We start from the raw sequence: 21,050 nt of genomic DNA on the forward strand, positions 1-21,050 counted from the left end.
ATCGATGGCAATCGAGAAACTCAACGGGGTCATGACGCCACGCAGGCAACTGGCGTATTATCCCATCCTTGACGTCCACCGCCATCCCTATGGGCCCGCTGCCTCGAGAGTCAATGCCGAGATGCTTCAAATTCGTAACAAGGCCGACCTCATCGCCATGCTGGAAGGCTTGATGTGGCTAGCCATCAGCTGGTCGATCAGTGTCACCCTATGGCAAGGCACCATCAAACCGACGCTGCTCGCCCTCAGCCTTGCCGGCACCCTGATCATCGTATCCTGGGGACATCGTCCGATGCGGCTCGCACTTCGCCGCTACCGTATACGCCGCCGACGTACCGAAATGTGGATGCACCTCGCTGCCCTCCCGATCCTGCTCTCCCTCTTTCTCGCCGTTATCATCGAGGGAATACTCAGCCCGCTCGGCGGGCAGGGCAAAATGCTGTTGTTCAATATCGTCGCAACGGCCGGCTGGTTGGTCTTCGTGATTACGCTCTTGCTCAAGAATGTGACATCACGCGTGGTCGGCAGCCGCAAGCAACGTTCGTCCGGGTGACCACCGCCAGTGGTCTAGAGATGAACGATCACTTCGACACGACGGTTTTGCGCCCGCCCGTCCGCCGTGTCGTTGCTTGCCAGGGGCCGCGTTTCCCCGAACCCGACAGCACGCAACCGTGACGGTTCTACACCGGCCGATTCCAGATAACGCAGAATGGCCATGGCCCTTGCACTGGACAACTCCCAGTTCGAAGGAAACTCCGGAGTGCTGATCGGACGGCTATCGGTATGCCCCTCGATCGAAACGTCACCATCATAGCGCTCGATGATCGTCAGCAGCTCGTCGACGAGTCCTTCACCCGAGTCGATCAGTTCCCCCGACCCGGACTCGAACAGTAGATGATCCTCGACACGCAGACTGATGCCCTCCTCGACTCGCGACACCTCGACACCGTTCAGGCTCGGCAAGCGGGGCGCATCAGACAGTTGAGCCACCAGATCCACGACGTTCGGATCCAGTTCACGGGTATTGTCCGGAGCGATCTCCGTCACGACCACCACGACATCGTCATCGATCTCGGGGGTCGCCAGATCCACCGGCGCCACGACCTTGGGGGGTATGACGACCGGGTTCTCCGACATTGTCGGTCGCGCAACTCCCAAGGCGATGACGATCGCTTCCGGGGCAACCGCCTGTGCCGACGGTGGTGTCGGCCTGGCCGCCGGAGGCGACGCCATGGCGCGAACCGCATCCGCCGGCAGAGGTACCCCCAAACGGTCGACGTGCAGAGGAGCCACCGACGCAGCCTCTGCCAACATGGACGCTCTCAGTACCCTGGCGTCTAACCGCGGCTCGCTAGCCCCACCATCACCATCGACATGACTCGATAGCGACAACAGCAGCACGAACAACGCAACCAGGAGGGTCATGATATCGATGTAACTGACCATCCAGCCCCCGCTGGACTCCTCTTCAGGCGGGCCAAGCAGGGTGTCATCCATCGCCACATGACGACGCTCGTCATGCATCGGCGGCCTCCGCAGCAGAGGGACGCCGCAACCGATCCCGCCAGCGACGGCGAGGCGCATCAGGCATCTCGTCTTCGCGAATTTCATCGCGATGCGTTGCCACGAACGACTTCAATGTTTCCTCGATGAAGGAAGGCAGGCGACGCTTGGACATCAATGCCACGCCCTCCAGCACCATATGCATGGCAATCAAACGCTCCTCGGTGCGTCGTTCGAGCTTGACCGCAATCGGCTTGAAGACCAGGTTGGCCAGCAGAATGCCATAGAACGTCGTCAATAGAGCCACTGCCATTCGCTCGCCGATCATGCCGATCTCACCGCTGTCCATGACATCGAGCATGTTCACCAATCCCACGAGCGTACCGATCATGCCAAACGCGGGAGCATACAATGCCATGGTCCGGAAGATCTGCGCCTCGGCCCGCTCTCGCGCCTTCAACCGGGCGATTCGCCAACGCAATAGCTCCAGTACGTCTTCCTGCTTGGTGTTATCGATGACCAGTTGGATCCCGGTCCGAAGGAACGGATTGCGAGTCGCTTCCAGCGAACGTTCGACAGCCCGAACATCCCCCTGGAACCACAACCGCGCCATGGCGACCAGTTCCTGAATATCGTCATCGATATAACGGTTTTCGCGACGAAACACGATGCCGACCAGACGTACGACACGTAGCACTTCGCGCAGAGGATAGCTGATGAAAGTCGCCGCCAGGGTCCCGGTCAATACGATCGCCAGGCCAGGCAAATTGATGAAACTGGTTGCCGATTCAGCGCTCAGCAACAGGACACTGGCCAGCATCAATACGCTGGCCGCAATACCGATCAAAGTGGAAGGATTCATGCATCACGTCCGAGTGGAGTCCATGGCATGCCACCATGCTAGCGTGATACGTCAGGATCAAAAGCCGGAAAAGACGCCAAGAGCGGCGCTACTCTGAAGGACAGTCACCAGAACGGCCATCGACAAAGCGCCGAATCCACCGCTGCCCAACGCCTCGAGAGTGACTGCTCCCCGCCCGAGTGGGCGAGGGTTCTCGCGGTTTATGGCTGACAACATCCTTTGGCCACATCGTGAGACAGCCGAATATGATCATCCAGTAACGCTCGCCCTGCCGCGATGTCACGATTCAACGCATGCTCGACCAAGGTACCGTGCTGTGCATCCAGTTCGCCCCTGACCGTCGGGTTGGGCGGCGCCATGCGACGGTAACGGTCGAACTGATCATGCAGTTGCTCAATGAAACGTAGCAACCAGGTCGAGCCACAGGCCGCCAACAACGCACGATGGAATCGGAGATGGGCCTGTTCCCACTCTTCGATCTGCTCCGGCATCTCATCGGCACGACGAAGACGGTGATGGGCCGCCACCAGTAGCGACTCCCATTCGGCATCGCCGTTCTGAAACGCCTGAGTCAATGCCATGCACTCCAACTGCGAACGCAGGTTGGCAATGTCGTTCAGCTCCTCCAGACGCATCGCCGGCACACGAAAGCCACGCTGATTGACCTGCTCTAACAAGCCATAGGCCGACAACCGGTTGAGCGCTTCACGCAGTGGACTGAGCCCCACTCGATAATGCGACTTGAGCGTACTGATCGCCAGCTTTTCTCCCGCCTTGAACTTACCACGTATCAAGTCCTTCTTGAGCGCATCGAACACCTGGCTGGAAGCTGTCGCGCTCGCTGAATCCGGTAACGTCATGGTGATGTTCTCGATAACCGCAAGTGATGATTTTACCTATCGGGTTGACGCCCACCCAATACCATACCATAGTCCTCATAAAATCGATTTTTTTATCGATATAGGATTTATAGCACAATAATCGACCTCGGTTGATGACAACCAATCAAGCTGATGACAACAGAGGAAGGCAATCATGCAATTGACGCCTGAACAACAATATCAATCGCTACCACCGGTCGGCGAGACCTCTCTTCCCACGCGCATGAGCGTCTTGAAACCCGCGCTCGGTGCCCTCGTCTTCGGTATCGCCTTGGCAGGGATCACGAATGCTCAGGCGCAATCGGAGTATCCGGACGATACCGTCGAATTCATCGTTCCCTGGTCGCCAGGAGGCGGTAGCGACACCTTGATGCGCGTCGTCGCCGAAAACGTGGATGACCATCTCGGCCAATCCATGCAAGTCATCAACATGCCGGGGGTCAGTGGCACCACAGGTCTGGAAGAACTCTCGGACCGAGATCCGGATGGTTACACTGTGGGCCAGGTTCATGAAGGCTTGATGGTAGCGCATCATACCGGCCTCACCGATATCAACTGGGATGATTTCACTCCCATCGCCTCGATGACGGCCTCGCCACAATATCTGACCGTCAATGCCGATGATGATCGCTGGAGCAATGTCGACGAGTTCATCGATTTCGCCAAGGATAATCCCGGTGAAATCCGATTCGGCGTCACGCTCGGCGGTATACCCCACGTCCATGCTGCGATGATTGCCGATGCCGAGAACCTCGACTTCCGTTACGTGGGTTTCGAAGGCACGGGGGAACGTATTCGTGCACTGGTCGGCGGCAACATCGATGCCGCCATGGGTGACATCGCGTCCAGCGGCGAATTCGTCAAGAACGGTGACCTGCAGTTCCTGGCCGTCGGCAGTGATGAGCGCATCGAGGAAACGCCGGATGTGCCGACCTTCAACGAGCTGGGGTATGAGTCGCTCGACCTCAACATCGTGCGCGGTCTGGTAGCCCCCGAAGGGACGCCGGAAGAGCGCATCGACGTGCTGGCAGAAGCCATGAAATCGCTCGCTGACGACAAGGCTTTCATCGAAGGCATCAATAATGCCGGCGCCGAAGTCCTGTACAACGGACCAAGCGACTATAGCGATTATCTCGAGACGACCAACGAAACCATCGAGCGCCTGTCGGGAGAGCTTGAGAAATGAACGCCAAGGCGTCTTCGCAGACGGCCCGGTCGACAGACCGGGCCAATGCATGGGCCCATATCGTGCTTAACGGGGCACTGGCCCTGCTCTTCGCCTACCTCTTCTTGCGGGCCGGGTCACTTCCGGAATCCGCCTGGGAGCCTCTGGGTGCGGGTACGTTTCCCCGGTTGATCCTGGCCGTGCTGATCCTGCTCAACCTCGGCATCGTGGCCAAGCAAGTGCCTCGTGCAGTCCACAGTCCCCGACTCCCCGCAGGGTCGACCCGACAATGGCTCTGGCGCCATCGACTGGCATTCGGAGTCCTCGGGCTGTTCGGCGCTTACACCTTGACCGTCCCTCTACTTGGCTTTCGCCTCGCCTCGTTCGCGTTTCTGATGCTCGTGCAGTATCTGCTCGGTGCACGACGCTGGCGCAGCCTGCTCATCGCTCTGGCCATCGCCCTCACCTTCTCCTTTGGAATCTATGCACTGTTCCAGAGTGTGTTTTCCATCAGCCTGCCAAGCGGCATTCTCGGCTGACGGCACAAGCGATCTCGGGCACGACAGGAGACCAAACGCATGCTAGACGCCCTGCTTTCCGGCGCGCATCAGTTATTCACTCTAGCGACGATGCTGACCATGCTGGTCGGAGTGGTCGCTGGCGTGATCGCCGCCGCCATACCAGGCTTCACGATCACCATGGCCATCGTGCTGACGCTTCCGCTCACGTTCGCCATGCCCCCTCTGCAAGGGGTCGCTACCATGCTGGCGGTGTATGTGGGTGGCTACACCGGCGGCATGATCAGTGCGGCATTACTCGGCATTCCAGGCACACCCTCCGCCGTTGCCACAACCTTCGATGCCTACCCCATGGCTCGTCGAGGAGAGCCAGGCCGGGCGCTGGGTATCGGCATCTGGTCCTCGTTTTTCGGTGCATTGGTCAGCACCTTCGTCCTCATCGTCGCGGCCCCGCCATTGGCGATGGTCGCCGTCAAATTGGGTGCCTGGGAGTATTTCTCGCTCATCATCTTCGCTATGACCGTCGTTGCCAGCCTGGTCGGAAAATCGATGCTCAAGGGGTTGATGACCGGTTGTCTGGGCTTGTTGATCGCCACGGTGGGTAGCGATCCAATGATGGGCGAGCCGCGTTTCACGTTCGATCTATCGTTGCTCGCCAATGGCTTTCCGTTTCTGGTAGTCCTGATCGGTGTCTTCGCGGTCAGTCAACTTCTCCAGGAAGTCGAGGATGCGGAACAGGTCAAGCAAGGCAAGAAACTGATTTCTGCCAATGTCGTCTTCAAACCCATGGACGCAATGCGCGAAACCATCGCTCGCCCACTCAATCTGATTCGCTCTTCGCTGGTCGGCGTATTCATTGGGGCGGTCCCCGGCGCTGGCGGTAGCATCGCCAATCTGCTGGCTTACGATCAAGCCAAGCGCGCTTCCAGGCATCCCGACAGTTTCGGCACCGGTACACCGGAAGGCGTGGTCGCCTCCGAGTCGGGCAACTCCGCCACCTCCGGCGGTGGCTTGATTCCCATGATCGCACTGGGCATCCCCGGCAGCGCCGTCGACGCCGTGTTGATGGCGTCCTTGATGATTCACGGCATCGGCGTCGGTCCTCGGCTCATACTCGACCATGGTGACATCGTCTACGGCATGTTCATGGCTATGATGCTGGCCGCGGGAATGGTACTGGTCGTCTGCCTGTTCAGCATGCGTTTGTTCTTGCGTGTCACCGACGTACCGCGTTCGATCATCGTCCCGGTCGTGCTGGTCTGCTGCGTGATCGGTGCATTCGCACTCAACAATCGCGATACCGATATTTACTTGCTGTTGTGCATCGGCATCGTCGGCTATCTGCTCAGCAAACTGGACTATCCGCTAGCCCCACTGGTACTCGGCGTCATCCTCGGCCCCATCGCTGAAACCAATTTACGTCGTGCGCTGATGAGCAACGAAGACTGGATGTTATTCCTCACCCGCCCCATCTCCTTGACGTTGCTGATACTCGCGCTCATCTCCGTCATTCTGGCGTTACGTTATCGATTCAAGGCAAGCAAACGGCAACCCTCGCAGACGTAGCCAATGAACAGTCGCCTATACTGACGTCAAGGCCTCCCCATGACAGGGCATGGGAAGGCCTTTTGACAGCGCAGATGGTGCTACGGAATCACTAGTTATCGTTTCCGGCGGCCAACCACTCATCGACGAGATCGCGATTCTCTTCTATCCATATGGCCGCACCTTCAGCCGGTTCCCCGTCTTCCTCGATGGTGAGCATCAAGTCAGCCAGTTGCTCATGAGACATGTGCCACTCATTCATCATGGCCGCGACATCGGGATGACGATCGGCGAAGCCCTTGTGCGACATCCACATGATGTCGTCGCCACCGCCGTAGGATTTCTTGGGATCTTCCAACGCCTTGAGATCGTATGCCGCGTAGGCCCAATGCGGTTGCCAAAGCGTTACGGCAATCGGTTGCTCCTTCCGATAGGCATCGTCCAGAGCTCCGAGCATCGCTGGACCTGAGCTATTCAATTGCCGAAACGGAAGGTCGTAACGCTCGATGGCATCTTCCGTTTCACCGGAGATGGCCGAGCCCGACTCGATGCCGACAATCGTCGGTTTACCCTGATGTTCAAAGCGATTGGCGTGTTTTTTGAGATCGCTGATGGTGTCGATCTCGGTCATATAGGCGGGAACGACCAACTCATCCTGAGCTCCATCATACCAAGAATCGTGCACATCGATCTGATCCTGGTATGGTTCGATATACTGGGCATCACCATGCGGTAACCAGACTTCCAGGGACATGTCGATCGAATCCTGAGCCAGCCCGCTGAAAATGACACTCTTGCCGGTCGAGCGCAATTCGACATCATACCCTTGCTCGACAAGCAACTGCTGCCACATGTTCGAAATTGCGATATTCTCGGCCCAATTGTTGGTACCGATCGTCAACTCATCGGCTTGCGCCACCACTGCATAGCCACAACATCCCATCAATACGGCCGTACGAAGCAATTTCATTATCTTCCCTCTCGCCAGGTTCACATTATTCATTTATCGATCGTTATATACATCAACCATCTTTTGGCATGATTCAGTCATCAAGCAGGTCGCCGGCATATCCATAGGTAGACAACCGTTCGATACCCTGTTCGGTAATCAGCACCTGCTCCTCAAGCTTGACCCCTTGCACGCCATCGCGATGGCCGATATAGGCTTCGACACAAAGCGTCATGCCAGGCTCGATGACGCCGTCGTAACCGACATCATCCCAATCACCATCATGAGCAATTAATGGCCATTCCCCCGACATGCCACAGCCGTGGACGATATCGAGATAGCGGTTTTCAAGGTATCCATCGGGGATTGGCCAGGCGCGTTGCGAATACTCCCGGAATGTCATCCCGGGAGACAGCAAGGCGATGTTCGTTTCCAGTTGATCCGCAGCCATCCGGTAAAGCGCTTTCTGATCATGAGTTGGTCCTCCCGCGCCCGGGACATGAAACGTCCGCGAAAAATCCGTGTAATAGCCGAAACACCCCACGATGTCTGTATCAAAGGCAACCAGCTCACCAGGCGCGATCACCTTGTCGGAGCATTCTTGAAACCATGGATTCGTCCGATCACCGGAAGACAGTAATCGTGTTTCGGCATATTCTCCCCCGGTGGCCAGCACATGTTGATTGAAGATCGACCATAACTCGTTTTCCGTCATTCCAGGGCGCAACGCACTTTCCATGCGTTCCATCGCCGCTTCGGTAAGAATGACCGAGCGATAGATCAATGCCAGTTCATCCAGGCTCTTGATGGATTTCGCACCTTCGGTAGCAACGGTGCCATCCACCAATGTGAAGCCGGCATCCGCCAACCCCTGGATGACACCTGTCGGCGCCGATTCGATCCCGATACAACGGCCATTCGTCGAAGAACGGGCGAACAGTCCCTCGATGTCCTTGACGAAAGCGGAGGTATGCTGAGCACACTTTGGCCCACTGTATTGCGGCATGACAGCACGAGCGGGATAGACTTCATCGAGCACGACGGAGCCCCGCGTCAAGTGAAGACACGCACTGAACTCGTACAGTACGACAGGCCCCTCTGCCGCCACATAAAGGTAACGAGCCGGGTTGCGACGCGAGTAAACCTCCATGTTGCGCACACCACACGCATAGCGAATGTTGACTGGATCGAACAGAATCACGGCGTCCATGCCGTGATATGTCATCTGTGCACGTAATCGCGCCAGGCAATACCGCTGAACACGCTCCAGCAGTGCAGTATTGATCTCTGTTTCGCGAAACCTCGCATCACTGTATTGAGTACCATTCGAGCAGCTATCGGGGAGAGAAACTATCCCGCTCATATGCAATTCATTTCCTTTATTTTATGTAGATAACGCAACATTCATCCCATCAAATTATCTTGACGACGCTGATTTTCGGCATCGATGTGTTGTTGAGTCACACGTCCATATATTTTTCGAGTATGCTCCAGACTTCCCATCATGTCGGGCGTTTTCGAATAGCCGAGTAATGTGCACAAACGCTGACCTTTTGCCGATGCCACTCGGTGCATGGAGTACCGGCCCTTGAAAAGCTGCAGATCTCCGGTATTCAGAGTCAGGGACTCAACTCGGTCATGATTGCCTTGCAACACCTCACGCACGGCATCGAAATTTTCATCGCCTGGCTCACGAATGTTCGGACAATACTGGAACTCTCCTCCCTCTTGTGGTCGGCGAGTCATCAGACTGACGATGAACTCATTGGTATCAAAATGCCAGGGAAGTTCAGTGTCATCAGGCATGACGTTGATCACCAAGCCAGCGATCGGGTCCGAGAATTCATATATGACCGGTTCTTCCAAGCAGTCGGCAATGAACCGCATGAAATAAGGGTTCTGATATAAACGTTTGATAATGGCATCATCGGGAATCAGGTCCCTGGCAACGAAACCATTGGTATAATGCTGAAAAAAGCGTATCGGGTGATCTTCCGGTAATGAAGGATCATCCTTTGTCACATAAGGGTTGACGTTGTTATCTGAATAGAATGCTTTCGGCGCCAGCTCTTCGCTTTCTTCTCTCAATAAATCGATGACGTCGGATTTGATGAAATTGGAAAGCAGTGCACAACCATCCCCACGAAGCTGATTTCTTACACGCTCCACCGCCTCCCAATAAAAATGACTTTCCTGCTCTTCACTAGGGCGCTTATCTACAGGGTAGTCGGATAAATTGACGAAACGCCGCAGGGTTTCAATATCACGATCTTGCTTAGCCGTTTCAGTTGCAGCATTGGTTCCCATATAACTTCCCCCTAACACCTCGTTGGATGCGACATATGCTAGGAGGACCCGCGAACGAGTACTAATTAGAATCTCAAGGGACCTGCAACGAGATTTTTATAGGTGCGCAGCGCTCTAATAGAGAGCGCGCAACGTGGAAGCCAGCGGGCTGGCCACTTCAGCTACGTGAGGCTCATCGGCATAAGCCAGATACCATGGAATCGGGGCAATGTCGGCCGCCAAGGGACGCATGGCGACCTTGCCCGCCCGATGGGCGTCCTGTGCGGCCCATTGCGACAGTATGCTCACGCCTTTACCTGCCGCCACCAATTCCAGAATCAAGGACACGGACTCGATCTGAATCATATGCGAGGGATAGATGCCGGCCGGCTGAAAAAAATGCTCGAACTCATGTCCCGCTTCCGGCGACGTGCTATATGTAAAATGCCGACCTTCATCGAACACCTGCGGAGGAATGACAGAGGCATTGGCATAAGCATGTGAAGGCGGTAACACTGCGACAAGCGGCGCCTCGAAGACAGATTCATAGGTGAGTCCACGCTGAGAAGGCACATCGATCATGAGAATGATGTCAACGCGACGAGACAACAACGCTGCCGTCATCTCACGCATTGGCAACCGGACCAGATCGACATCGCGATCATGCTGGTCATACAAGGACGGAATGATATGAGCAAACGTATCATAGGGGCCGATCCCCATGCGCAGAGCCGGCTCCACGCGTCGCGCCAATTGCCATGCTTCATGCTCGGCAGTTTGCAACTGGGGCAATACCTCACGCGCCGTCGCCAGTAGCCGTTTGCCAGGGGAAGTCAGCACCAGGCGACGCCCTTCCCGGATGAACAGCGATACGCCTAATCGACGCTCCATTTCACGCACTCGATGCGTAGCCGCCGGTTGGGTCAATCCGATCGCTGCCGCAGCATCCTGCAGTGTGCCATGCGTCGCGATGGCATCGATGAGTACGTAATACTTGATATCCAGCATGGAAATTCCCTGTTTCTGGCAACGGACCAAACGACTATGTTACCGCCGCCTCTGTGCCTGAAACAAAACTCCCCTCCTCGTCCGATGGAGAAGACGGGTATGCAGGTCGGGTCATACTGACACTCAAGGCATGCTTGCCGGCCGCAGCTACGACTCCTTCAGCCATGCAAAGGCGTCGAGTTCTTCCAGTTCGTCGTGCAGACTCTCGATGCGACGCAACCGACTGTAGCGATCGGTTTGGCCGCGTTCGAACAGCGTGATGCATAGCAGATTCAACACGCTCATGGCTGCAGAGTAGCTATCGAGCAGGGACGACGATCGAACCTGACAGTTGAGTGTCCATGTCGCGAGTTCCGAGGCTTGAGTGGCCGACGGATCCGCCACGAGTAGTATCCGGGCACCGCTATCGCGAGCGATCTCGATGAGTCGGGCGATAGCCGCAACCCGACGACGCATGCCGATCACCACCAGTACGTCCTGCTCGCCCATGTCCACCAGGTCCTCGCCGAGAGTCTGCCCCGCTTGAGGCAGCAGACTCACGTCCGGACGCATCAGCAATAACTGCCGCTGCAGATAGAGCGCCAGCATACGGCTGTTGCGGAAACCGACGACTTGCACACGACGCGCCCTCGCCAGTGCATCCGCGACATCCCGTAATACATCCGGTCGAATGGCCTCCAGCGTGCGCGTCAGATTCAACGTTTCCTGATGAAGATGATCGGCCAGGAACTGGCTTGGCATGGCGGCGTCGTCACGATGACTCGACGACAGATAGACCGGCGACCCCCACTGTTTGGCCTCGCGAACCTGTCGGCGGGCTTCGCTGAAATCCCTGTAGCCCAGCCGTTGAAAAAAGCGTGATGCCGCTGCCTTGGACGTACCGGCCGTCTCGGCCAGTTCCCCGGCACTGTAGTTGGCGATGTCTCCCGGGAAATTGAGCAGCAAATCGCCCAGGCGCTTTTCGGCCGGGGGCAGGGATTCGTAATGCGCCTGAATGCGCGCTTCTAGCGTGATCGGCTCTTTCATCGTGTCCATGCTAGTCATCCTGACACAGGGTGGGAAGAACTGAAAATTAATTTTCACTAACTTGACATAATAAAAATATAGATCCAGATTAAAACCACTGCCTACGACAATCTTGATCTCGGGAACACCATGAGCCAGCTCATTCACGACGACACCATCGACCATCACGTCAACGCACGCGCCTGTCGCGACGCCAGATTTGCAGAACGCCTTCGCGCGGTACTGACTCAACAAGCCATGCAGACGGCCCGCGATGAGATTCGTACCTGGCCGGGGTACCACGTCACTCCGCTGGTCGATCTAGCGGGTGTGGCAGCGCACACTCGCATTACCAGCATCCACTACAAAGACGAGGACAAGCGCTTCGATCTTCACAGTTTCAAGGCACTGGGTGGCGCCTACGCCGTACTTCGGCTGCTGAAACGCCAGCTTCCCTCGGCAACGACCGAGGAACTACTCGCCGGCAAGCACCGCGATGCCGCTACTCACGTCACCGTCTGCTGTGCCACCGATGGTAACCATGGCCGCTCGGTCGCCTGGGGAGCCCATCTATTCGGCGTTGCCTGCGTCATCTATCTCCATCACACCGTGTCCCAGGCTCGGGAAGACGCGATACGCCGCTTCGGTGCAGAAGTTCGCCGCGTGCGGGGTAACTACGATGACGCCATCCGGCAGGCAGCCGAGGACGCCGATACCCACGGCTGGTTCGTGGTCTCGGACACGTCCTATCCGGGCTACATGTCCATTCCACGTGATGTCATGCAGGGCTACACGGTGATGATTGACGAAGCCGTTCAGCAATTGCCACAGCCACCGACCCACTGCTTCATTCAGGGAGGCGTCGGCGGACTGGCGGCAGCCACCGTGGCCCAGCTCTGGGAAGCCTACGGTGAACGTTGCCCGCGCATCGTCGTCGTGGAACCGGATCAAGCCGCCTGCCTGATCACCAGTGCGCGCGAAGGACGCCCCACCCCCGTGCATGGCGATCTCGATACCTTGATGGCCGGCCTGGCATGCGGCGAAACCTCGCTACTGGCCTGGGAAATTCTGGATCAGGGCGTCGACGACTATCTCACCATTACCGACCACGCCGCCGTCGATGCCATGCGACTGCTGGCGAACGGTATCGATGGCGATATCCCGCTGGTTGCCGGCGAGAGTGCCGTCGCCGGACTGGCCGCTCTGCTGATCGCCAGGCAGGACGAGGCCCTGAGCGCCGGCCTGGGACTGGATACCGACAGCCGGGTGCTGTTGATCGGCAGTGAGGGGGCTACCGACCAGGCACTCTACGAACGACTGGTCGGGCTCGCCGTCGAGGATATTGACACAGGAGCCAAGCAGCATGCATGACACACTACGCATCAATGGCGACCGCCTGCGGCAGCGCCTGTCGGAACTCGGCAACATCGGTGCCCTTCCCGGCGGCGGCGTCTGTCGTCTAGCCCTGACGGATGAAGACCGCCAGGGACGTGACACCGTCATGAACTGGATGCGAGAACTGGGTCTGGACGTCACGGTGGACGTGATGGGCAATGTGTTCGGTATCCGCCCGGGCAGTGCAGAAGGCCCGCCGGTCATGACCGGCTCCCACATCGACACCGTGCGTACCGGCGGCCTCTATGACGGCAGCTTGGGGGTATTGAGCGGTCTCGAAGCGATCGAAACCCTCAACGACGCCGGTATCACCACACGACGGCCATTATGCGTCGCCTTCTTCAATAACGAGGAAGGCGCCCGCTTTGCGCCGGACATGATGGGAAGTCTCGTCTACGTCGGCGGCATGTCGCTCGAAGAGGCCATGGCCACCGAAGGCATTGATGGCAAGACGGTCGGTGAATGCATGCAGGCCATCGGCGCCCAGGGCGACGCCCCGGTCGGCAACCCCGACGTTCACGCGTTCGTCGAAATCCATGTCGAACAAGGCCCCGTACTGGAGGAGTCCGGCATCACGATTGGTGCCGTCGAAAAAGTTCAAGGCATTTCCTGGACCGAGTTCACGTTGACCGGCACCTCCAACCATGCCGGCACCACACCGATGCGCCTACGTCACGATGCCGGTTATGTAGCAATGGCGACCGCCAGCTTCGTACGCGACCTCGCTACGCGTTTGGGTGGCGATCAGGTGGCTACCGTGGGAGCCTTCGAAATCGGTCCCAATCTGGTCAACGTCGTCCCCAATCACGCCCGTTTCACCGTCGACCTGCGCAATACCGACAGCGACCGTCTGCAGCAGGCCGAATGGCAGCTCCACGAATTCATCACCCAACTCGCCGAACGCGAGGGTGTCACGCTGGAACGACGCCAACTGGCACGCTTCGAGCCGGTGCCGTTCGATCCCGCTATGGTCGACCGAGTCGAGGCTGCCGCCCGTACTCAAGGACTCAGCGTCATGCGGATGCCCAGCGGTGCCGGCCACGATGCACAGATGCTCGCCCGAGTCTGCCCGACCAGCATGATTTTCGTACCCAGCGTCGACGGTATCAGCCATAACATCGAAGAATACACTGCGCCTGACGATCTGGAAGCCGGGGCCAACGTACTGCTTCAAGTGCTGCTCGACCTGGCCGCTTGACTGCTGACAAGGAACGACCAATGAACCGTAGATTGACGATTGCCGCCGCCCAACTCGGCCCCATTACCCGCGATGAATCGCGTCACGACGTCGTGGCACGTCTGCAGGACATGATGCGTCGCGCTCACAGCCGGGGGGCTCGACTAGTCGTGTTTCCCGAATTGGCGCTGACCACCTTTTTCCCGCGCTGGTATTTCGAGGATCAGGCCGACATCGATGCCTTTTTCGAGCGCGACATGCCCGGCCCCGAGACACAACCCTTGTTCGATACCGCCCGAGAGTTGGGTCTCGGTTTCTATATCGGCTATGCCGAACGGATCGCACAGAACGACCGTATCCAACGTTTCAACACCGCGATCCTGGTCGGAGGCGACGGTCGCATCATCGGCAAGTATCGCAAGATCCATTTACCCGGGCATGATGAACATGAGCCCTGGCGACCGTTCCAGCACCTCGAAAAGCGCTATTTCGAAATCGGCGATCTGGGATTCGGTACTTGGGAGGCCCTCGGCGGTACCCTGGGTATGGCCCTATGCAACGACCGCCGCTGGCCGGAGACCTATCGTATGCTTGCCCTGCAAGGTGCGGAAGTCATGCTGCTGGGGTACAACACCCCCATCCACTACCCACCGGTACCCGAACACGATCATCTGCAGGGCTTTCATAACCATATATGCATGCAGGCAGGCGCTTACCAGAACGGCATGTGGGTCGTCAGCGTCGCCAAGGCCGGCGATGAGGAAGGCTGCCGGCTACTCGGTCAAAGCAGTATCATTGCCCCTACCGGCGAGATCGTCGCCATGACCTCGAGCCAGGAAGACGAACTTCTCATTCACGATTGCGATCTTGATCAGACCCGAAAAATTCGAGAACACATTTTCAACTTCAAACGTCATCGACAACCGCAACAGTATGGATTGATCACCGAGTATTGAACGAAGCCATCCCTACATGGATTCCGCAACGTAACCGGCTATTCATGTCATGGAATGACTGAAGCTTATTGACGACAAAACAGCCAATCACAACATTAGTGAAACACGAAACACAATGCACCAATAAAGTGCACAATACAAAACAAGTGACTTACCAATAACATTATATCTTATTGATAATTATGGATATAAAAATAACAGGCAAAAAAATTGCCCCCATTGAAGGATCGGTATCACTGATACGAATTCTGTAACGACCTAATGATAAATAGCCAAAAGGCTCACGATCATGAACCAGATCCACCACTACGTACAATCCATCAGTGACAGCCTCGACCGTTGGGTTGAAAGAACCTGTGTCGCCTTGCTGGGCATTCTGGTACTCACTGTATGGATCGGCATCCTGTCACGCTACATCCTGCCCTGGAACCTTACCTTCACGGAGGAACTGGCAAGATATCTGATGATCTGGACGGCACTATTGGCTATCTCCATCGGGATATGCCGCCGACAACATGTCGGCATGTTAGTGATTTTCGAACGTCTCCCCCGAGTGCTGTCGAAAGCGCTGGCACTCTTCTTTGACGTCATCGCCTTCATCTTCTTTGCGTTCATGTTCTATTACGGCATCGGCCACGTCGAACAAGGATTCTCCCAGGTCACCATGATCTACGGCATGCCCAAGGGCTATCCCTACCTGGTCATTCCGGTGGCCTCGGCATTGGCCTGCATTCAACTGTGTCTGGCGCTGTTACGCGACCTATTGGCCGACAAACCGAAAACCGCCATCGAACATACCTGAACCGAGAGGATAATCCCATGGTACTGGTTGCCGTCACGTTCTTCGTACTTCTTCTGCTGGGTATGCCGGTCGGGCTCGTTCTCGGTGTCGCCGGGTTAACCGGACTGATCGATATGGGCGGCGACCAGTTTCTGTCCATGGTCCCCGGCCGCTTCTTTTCCGGACTCAATCTGTTCGCTTTTCTCGCCATGCCGTTTTTCATCCTGGCCGGCGAAATCATGAATCGCTCAGGCATGACACTGAGCCTCGTCAATTTCGCTCAGGCACTCGTCGGCTGGCTGCGGGGCGGGATGGCGCACTCCAACATGCTCGCCTCCGTTCTCTTCGCCGGTTTGACAGGGTCCGCCACCGCAGACGCGGCGGCTTTCGGCAACACCTTTGTGCCCGCGATGAAGAAAGCCGGCTATCGCGGCGATTACGCCTGTGCCGTCACGGCTGCCGGCTCCATCATCGGGCCGATCATTCCGCCTTCGACCCTGGCCATCATCTATGGCTCCCTCATGGGGGTATCGATTGCCGGTCTCTTCGCGGCGGGCATCATTCCCGGCCTGCTTCTCTGCTTGGTATGCATGTGCCTGATCGCCGCCACCGCCCGACGGCTGAAACTTCCCAAGGACGATACACGGCCCAGCTTATTCCGGATCTTCAAGGAATTTCGTGCGAGCTTGCTGGCACTGATCCTGCCCGTCTTCATTCTCGGCTCGATCCTGTTAGGTTTCACGACCCCGACCGAAGCCGCCGCCCTGGCCGTGTTCTATGCGCTGTTCGTGGGTTGCGTCATCTATCGCAACATCTCGTGGAGCGACCTGTACGAGATGTTGGCGCGAACAGTGGTGATCTGCGGCATCATTTTCTTGATCATCGCTTCGGCCTCGATTCTCGGCTGGTGGATGACCTTCAACCAGATTCCCCAGATGATCGCCGACGGTTTTCTCTCCATTTCGGAAACGCCAGCCATCGTGCTCGGCATGATCATCGTGCTATTGCTGTTCATCGGGCTGTTCATGGACATCAATGCGGCTCTTATCATCCTGGCTCCGGTACTGACGCCTCTGACGCTCTCCATCGGTATGGATCCCATCCACGCCGGGATGATCATCATTCTCGCCTTGACGATTTCTCTGATGACGCCCCCGGTCGGTGCCTGCCTGTTCGTACTGGCATCGGTCACCGGCGAACGTATTGAATCCATCACCAGATATCTGTGGCCATTCATTCTCGTTGAACTGGGAGTTCTGTTTCTCACCGCTTACTGGGAACCCGTCTCCCTCTTCATACCCAGCCTGTTCGGACTCTCAGGTTAGTCCGGCAGTCAACCTCAGCAAGGAGTCATCCATGCGACACATCAATCCAAAAACAATGACGTCCATCGCACTGTCCTTCGGTCTCGTTGCCAGTTTCCCGGTGGCCGCCGAAACGACGATGCGGATTGCCCACCTCAACCCACCCGAGCCGACGGAAAGCCACTCCGGCGCCATGACCGCCGTCTTCAAACAACTCGTGGAAACGGCCAGTAGTGGTGACATCCAGGTAGAAATCTACCCGTCCGGCCAATTGGGAGAAGATTCCGACGCGATCAACCAGGTGCGCCAGGGTGTCGTCGAATCATCCATCTCCTCTGCCGGAGGTATCGCGGAACATTATCCGCCTATCGGCGTTTTCGACATGCCGTTCGCCTTCCCGAACATCGGTGTCGCTACCGAGGTCATCTCGCTGGACAGCGAGTTCGGTCAAACGCTCGCCGATGACATCCATGCAGAAACCGGTCTCAAGGTGATGGGTCTGCTGGATAGTGGCGGTTTCTTCCAGTTCACAAACTCACAGCGTCCCATCACTTCACCGGAAGATATGGACGGGCTGCAGATTCGCACCATGACACTGCCGACCCATGAAGCCATGATCAATGCACTGGGTGCCGAGGCCACCCCCCTCGCCTGGTCGGAAGTCTATACCGCGCTCGAAACCGGCGTCGCCGATGGACAGATGAACCCCATTCAGCAGACCGCTTTCGCCAATTTCGATGAAGTCCAGGATTACCTGACCATCAGCAACCACGTGATCACGCCCTATGTCTGGGTCGTCAATGAAGACTTCTACAATGGCTTGTCCGCAGAAAACCAGGAGATCCTCGACTGGGCCTCGGATATTGCCGTGGACGCCGGACGTTCGATGTCACGCATCATAGAAGCGTCGGATGAAGGGCTGCCTCAGTTGGCCGAGAACATGGAAGTGAACACCCTCAGCGATGATGCGCGTCAAGCGTTCCAGGATGCCGCCCAACCGGCGGTACGGGACGTCATCGAAGACCGCTACGGTGAAAAAGGCACTGAGTTGCTGAACGCCATGATGGCAGCCATCGAGGAAGCCAACGAGTAACGTTACGTCCTGTACAGCAATAACGTTCAAGAAGGGGCTACGGCCCCTTCTGGCATGCAGGCATTCACGTGCTCTCGCGCACAGCCAGTCGGTAGCCGAGATCGACACGCTGCGAATGCCGCTCGCGCCCTGCCAGACGGTCGAGCATCATCTCCGCCGCCTTGACGCCCATTTCGAAACGCGGCAAGGCCACCGTCGTCAGCCGTGGGGTCAGATGTTCGGCCAGGGACAAGCCCAGGTAACCACCAATGGCAACGTCTTCGGGCACCCGAATGCCCTGACGGTTGGCCTCCATGATCGCTCCGGCCGCCAGATTGTCGTTGGCGAAATGAATGGCATCGATATCCGGTCGCGCTTCCAGGGCCTCGAGAAATACGCGACGCCCCGCCTCGTACGATGCCGGCTCCTCGTTCTGAAACAACAACGTGCCATCGAGCCCCGCACGCTCCAACACTTCACGGTGAGCCTGATAACGATAGCGGGCGCGATAATCACGCTCCATCCCCGTGCCCAGGAAGGCGATACGGCGGTAACCACGCTCCACCAGGTGACTCGCCATGCATCCCCCCGCTTCACTGGTCTCGACGCCAACATTCATATCGATGAATGACGTCCCCAGTTCCATGAGCTCGACCACGGGTCGCCCCCATGCCTTCAACCGTTGCACGGTCGTATCTCGATGGTGCAATCCCGTCATGATCACGCCCGAAGGTGAATACCCCAGCACGGAGTCGACCAGCGCCGCCTCGCGATTCAAGTCGTAATCCGTTGAGCCAAGCAACACCTGGTAACCAGCATTTTCGAGCGTCTGCTGGATCCCGTGGATGACCTCGATGAACGTCAATATCGACAACGACGGTACCACGACCGGAATGACCTTCGTTCCCGCCGACGCCAGCCCACCCGCAATCAGGTTGGGCACATACCCCAACACCTTGACGGCATGATCGACACGCTCCCTCAACTTGGCGGAAACCTTTTCCGGCGTGTTCAGTGCACGTGACACGGTAATGGGCGCAACCCCGGCATGTCGGGCGACATCCTCCAGCGTCACCCGATTTTCGCCCTGATGTCGACGACGTTCCCTGTTGGCCAACTTCTCACTCGGCATGGTTCGTACTCTTACCCTCGTGTGCGTTTTCCCCATTCTCAGTGTAACCCAATACACATTTTTTGGTAGCGCTACCAAAAACTCCGTGCTAGCTTTTCTCATAAGGTACGGGAGTTAGACCGAACAGCATGTTTGACGTCGTAGGAACGGTTTCAACCGCGATGCAGGGCGATACGCCCTGCCCGGTGCAGACCACCACCGGGAGCCTGACGGCCCCCACCGCGATGGAAGTCGCTACTACATCGAGCTGCGGAGAAACAAGACATGATGACAAATAACTATCACTCAAAATGGTAGCGCTACCAAAACGATCAAAGGCGTTCGCCAAAGCGTCGCCACGACAGGACCTCGACCAAAGGGTCGCGCTGCGGGCAAATGAACGCCCGTTTTCAGGACGATGCATCAACAACACGCCAACTCCACAGGAGAGAACCGTCATGAAGACAATAAAAGCTAGCGGTATCGTATTAACCGGTCTCGCTGCATGGGGCACCGCCCTGTCAGCGTCGGCCGAAGAATTGGCCATCGCCATTCACGTAGAACCGTCTCACGCCATGTTCCAGGTCGGCGAACGTCTCAAGGAGACGATCGAGGAAAAGACCGATGGCGAGTTTTCCGTCACCCTACTGGGTACGGAAGTTGGCGGAGAACGGGATCACCTCGAAGGCGCCAGCAACGGTGAATACGAAATCGCTCTAGGCGGCTCCATGCCAATGACGCTCTACGCGGAACAGTTTGCCGCCGCCGACCTGCCGTTCGTTTATGGTTCCAGCGAGGAAGCTCGCGAAGTCTATGCCGGAGAAACGGGCGAGTTGCTCAACGAACAACTCATCGATAACGGCAACATGCGGCTGGTGGCTCTTTCCGCCCGCAACCCGCGCAACCTCACTTCCAACTTCCCGGTTGAAACGCCCGAGGATGTACAGGATGTCCGCATGCGCGTGCCGGAAATCGCCCCCTGGGTGCAAATCTGGGAAGAGATAGGCGCCCTGCCCAGCCCGATCGCCTGGCCCGAGGTATACACCTCCCTGCAGACCGGCGTGATCGACATGCAGGAAAATCCGGTCGATCTGATTCACGCCGGCAAGATCTACGAGGTCCAGGACCATATCAACAAGACCGAGCACGTCTACTCGTTCTTCCATTGGTTGATGAACGAAGATTTCTATCAAGGGCTGTCGGAAGAGAACCGCGAAGTCATCCTTGGCGCCATCGAGGACGCTACCAATTGGGGTGACGACATGGTCGCCGAAGGACAGGCCGAGCTCTACGAGCAACTTCAGGAAGAAGGCATGACCGTCGTCGAGCCGGATGTCGCCGCTTTCCGGAGCGCTGCCGAACCGGCCATTCGGGACATTGCCGAAGACTATCACCCAGCGGTACGCGACTACGTGCTCTCACTGCTCGAAGAGTAACGGCGCGACAGCACCAACTCCGAAAACGGTACGATCATGCCCGCTCTCGCCGCACGGCGGAGCGGGCTGAACGATCCCGTTACGGTTTCTGAAATC

The 21,050-nt window shown here is 57.2% G+C and carries 20 protein-coding genes; 11 read left to right on the forward strand and 9 right to left on the reverse strand.

The genetic code is table 11. From position 1 onward, the window contains the following. Positions 1 to 4: 4 nt before the first annotated feature. The gene (locus tag FVV99_RS11130) at positions 5 to 553 is read left to right on the forward strand and encodes a hypothetical protein (RefSeq protein ID WP_236645381.1); all 549 of its coding nucleotides are present in this window, start codon (positions 5 to 7) and stop codon (positions 551 to 553) included. Positions 554 to 567: 14 nt separating this feature from the next. On the opposite strand, the gene FVV99_RS11135 is transcribed toward FVV99_RS11130, so the two are convergent. The 3 genes from FVV99_RS11135 to FVV99_RS11145 all read right to left on the reverse strand — a co-directional run bounded on the left by FVV99_RS11135 (position 568) and on the right by FVV99_RS11145 (position 3,225). Then, on the reverse strand, positions 568 to 1,524 hold the full coding sequence (locus FVV99_RS11135; protein WP_148254137.1) for an OmpA family protein: 957 nt from the start codon (positions 1,522 to 1,524) through the stop codon (positions 568 to 570). Then, positions 1,517 to 2,365: a motility protein A gene (locus tag FVV99_RS11140; protein WP_148254138.1), complete on the reverse strand. Its 849-nt coding sequence runs from the start codon at positions 2,363 to 2,365 to the stop codon at positions 1,517 to 1,519. Before FVV99_RS11140 ends, FVV99_RS11135 begins: the two co-directional genes overlap by 8 nt. A 200-nt stretch (positions 2,366 to 2,565) precedes the next feature. Beyond that, positions 2,566 to 3,225 (reverse strand): GntR family transcriptional regulator, encoded by a 660-nt coding sequence (locus tag FVV99_RS11145; RefSeq protein WP_148254139.1) that lies wholly within the window; start codon positions 3,223 to 3,225, stop codon positions 2,566 to 2,568. A 175-nt stretch (positions 3,226 to 3,400) separates the two neighbouring features. On the opposite strand from FVV99_RS11145, the gene FVV99_RS11150 reads away from it, so the two are divergent. Genes FVV99_RS11150 through FVV99_RS11160 form a run of 3 tightly spaced genes read left to right on the forward strand, consistent with a single transcriptional unit; the run spans position 3,401 to position 6,495 of the window. Next, the gene (locus FVV99_RS11150) at positions 3,401 to 4,432 is read left to right on the forward strand and encodes a Bug family tripartite tricarboxylate transporter substrate binding protein (RefSeq protein ID WP_201745070.1); all 1,032 of its coding nucleotides are present in this window, start codon (positions 3,401 to 3,403) and stop codon (positions 4,430 to 4,432) included. Beyond that, positions 4,429 to 4,950 carry a tripartite tricarboxylate transporter TctB family protein gene (locus FVV99_RS11155; RefSeq protein WP_148254140.1) on the forward strand — a complete coding sequence of 174 codons (522 nt, stop codon included), beginning with the start codon at positions 4,429 to 4,431 and terminating at the stop codon, positions 4,948 to 4,950. Before FVV99_RS11150 ends, FVV99_RS11155 begins: the two co-directional genes overlap by 4 nt. 39 nt (positions 4,951 to 4,989) lie before the next feature. Then, positions 4,990 to 6,495 carry a tripartite tricarboxylate transporter permease gene (locus FVV99_RS11160; protein WP_148254141.1) on the forward strand — a complete coding sequence of 502 codons (1,506 nt, stop codon included), beginning with the start codon at positions 4,990 to 4,992 and terminating at the stop codon, positions 6,493 to 6,495. Between the two features lie 91 nt (positions 6,496 to 6,586). On the opposite strand, the gene FVV99_RS11165 is transcribed toward FVV99_RS11160, so the two are convergent. From FVV99_RS11165 to FVV99_RS11185, 5 genes are all read right to left on the reverse strand, one after another. Then, positions 6,587 to 7,444: a glycine betaine ABC transporter substrate-binding protein gene (locus FVV99_RS11165; protein WP_148254142.1), complete on the reverse strand. Its 858-nt coding sequence runs from the start codon at positions 7,442 to 7,444 to the stop codon at positions 6,587 to 6,589. A gap of 73 nt (positions 7,445 to 7,517) precedes the next feature. Further along, entirely contained in the window at positions 7,518 to 8,786 is a 1,269-nt protein-coding gene (locus FVV99_RS11170) for a M24 family metallopeptidase (RefSeq protein WP_148254143.1), read from the reverse strand. Between the two features lie 41 nt (positions 8,787 to 8,827). After that, entirely contained in the window at positions 8,828 to 9,730 is a 903-nt protein-coding gene (locus tag FVV99_RS11175; RefSeq protein WP_148254144.1) for a HalD/BesD family halogenase, read from the reverse strand. A 114-nt stretch (positions 9,731 to 9,844) separates the two neighbouring features. Continuing rightward, entirely contained in the window at positions 9,845 to 10,717 is an 873-nt protein-coding gene (locus tag FVV99_RS11180; RefSeq protein ID WP_148254145.1) for a LysR family transcriptional regulator, read from the reverse strand. Positions 10,718 to 10,864: 147 nt separating this feature from the next. After that, positions 10,865 to 11,752 carry a MurR/RpiR family transcriptional regulator gene (locus tag FVV99_RS11185; protein ID WP_161598993.1) on the reverse strand — a complete coding sequence of 296 codons (888 nt, stop codon included), beginning with the start codon at positions 11,750 to 11,752 and terminating at the stop codon, positions 10,865 to 10,867. A gap of 120 nt (positions 11,753 to 11,872) precedes the next feature. On the opposite strand from FVV99_RS11185, the gene FVV99_RS11190 reads away from it, so the two are divergent. The 6 genes from FVV99_RS11190 to FVV99_RS11215 all read left to right on the forward strand — a co-directional run bounded on the left by FVV99_RS11190 (position 11,873) and on the right by FVV99_RS11215 (position 18,428). Next, complete coding sequence (locus FVV99_RS11190; RefSeq protein WP_148254147.1) at positions 11,873 to 13,093, forward strand: diaminopropionate ammonia-lyase; 1,221 nt, start codon at positions 11,873 to 11,875, stop codon at positions 13,091 to 13,093. After that, on the forward strand, positions 13,086 to 14,315 hold the full coding sequence (locus FVV99_RS11195) for a Zn-dependent hydrolase (RefSeq protein ID WP_148254148.1): 1,230 nt from the start codon (positions 13,086 to 13,088) through the stop codon (positions 14,313 to 14,315). Before FVV99_RS11190 ends, FVV99_RS11195 begins: the two co-directional genes overlap by 8 nt. A 20-nt stretch (positions 14,316 to 14,335) precedes the next feature. Then, positions 14,336 to 15,250, forward strand: coding sequence for an N-carbamoyl-D-amino-acid hydrolase (locus tag FVV99_RS11200; protein ID WP_148254149.1), 915 nt, complete (start codon positions 14,336 to 14,338; stop codon positions 15,248 to 15,250). A 289-nt stretch (positions 15,251 to 15,539) separates the two neighbouring features. Then, positions 15,540 to 16,052, forward strand: a complete 513-nt coding sequence (locus FVV99_RS11205) for a TRAP transporter small permease (protein ID WP_148254150.1) — start codon at positions 15,540 to 15,542, stop codon at positions 16,050 to 16,052. Positions 16,053 to 16,069: 17 nt separating this feature from the next. Further along, a complete protein-coding gene (locus FVV99_RS11210) occupies positions 16,070 to 17,356 on the forward strand; it encodes a TRAP transporter large permease (protein ID WP_148254151.1) in 1,287 nt (428 codons plus the stop codon). A 31-nt stretch (positions 17,357 to 17,387) separates the two neighbouring features. Beyond that, positions 17,388 to 18,428 carry a TRAP transporter substrate-binding protein gene (locus FVV99_RS11215; protein WP_148254152.1) on the forward strand — a complete coding sequence of 347 codons (1,041 nt, stop codon included), beginning with the start codon at positions 17,388 to 17,390 and terminating at the stop codon, positions 18,426 to 18,428. Positions 18,429 to 18,492: 64 nt separating this feature from the next. Here the strand turns inward: FVV99_RS11215 and FVV99_RS11220 are convergent, their stop codons facing one another. Further along, complete coding sequence (locus FVV99_RS11220) at positions 18,493 to 19,539, reverse strand: LacI family DNA-binding transcriptional regulator (RefSeq protein ID WP_148254153.1); 1,047 nt, start codon at positions 19,537 to 19,539, stop codon at positions 18,493 to 18,495. Between the two features lie 437 nt (positions 19,540 to 19,976). On the opposite strand from FVV99_RS11220, the gene FVV99_RS11225 reads away from it, so the two are divergent. Then, positions 19,977 to 20,954: a TRAP transporter substrate-binding protein gene (locus FVV99_RS11225; protein ID WP_148254154.1), complete on the forward strand. Its 978-nt coding sequence runs from the start codon at positions 19,977 to 19,979 to the stop codon at positions 20,952 to 20,954. The last annotated feature ends 96 nt before the right edge of the window (positions 20,955 to 21,050 follow it).

The sequence above is a fragment of the Aidingimonas lacisalsi genome, assembly GCF_008079445.1.
Lineage (GTDB): Bacteria > Pseudomonadota > Gammaproteobacteria > Pseudomonadales > Halomonadaceae > Aidingimonas > Aidingimonas lacisalsi.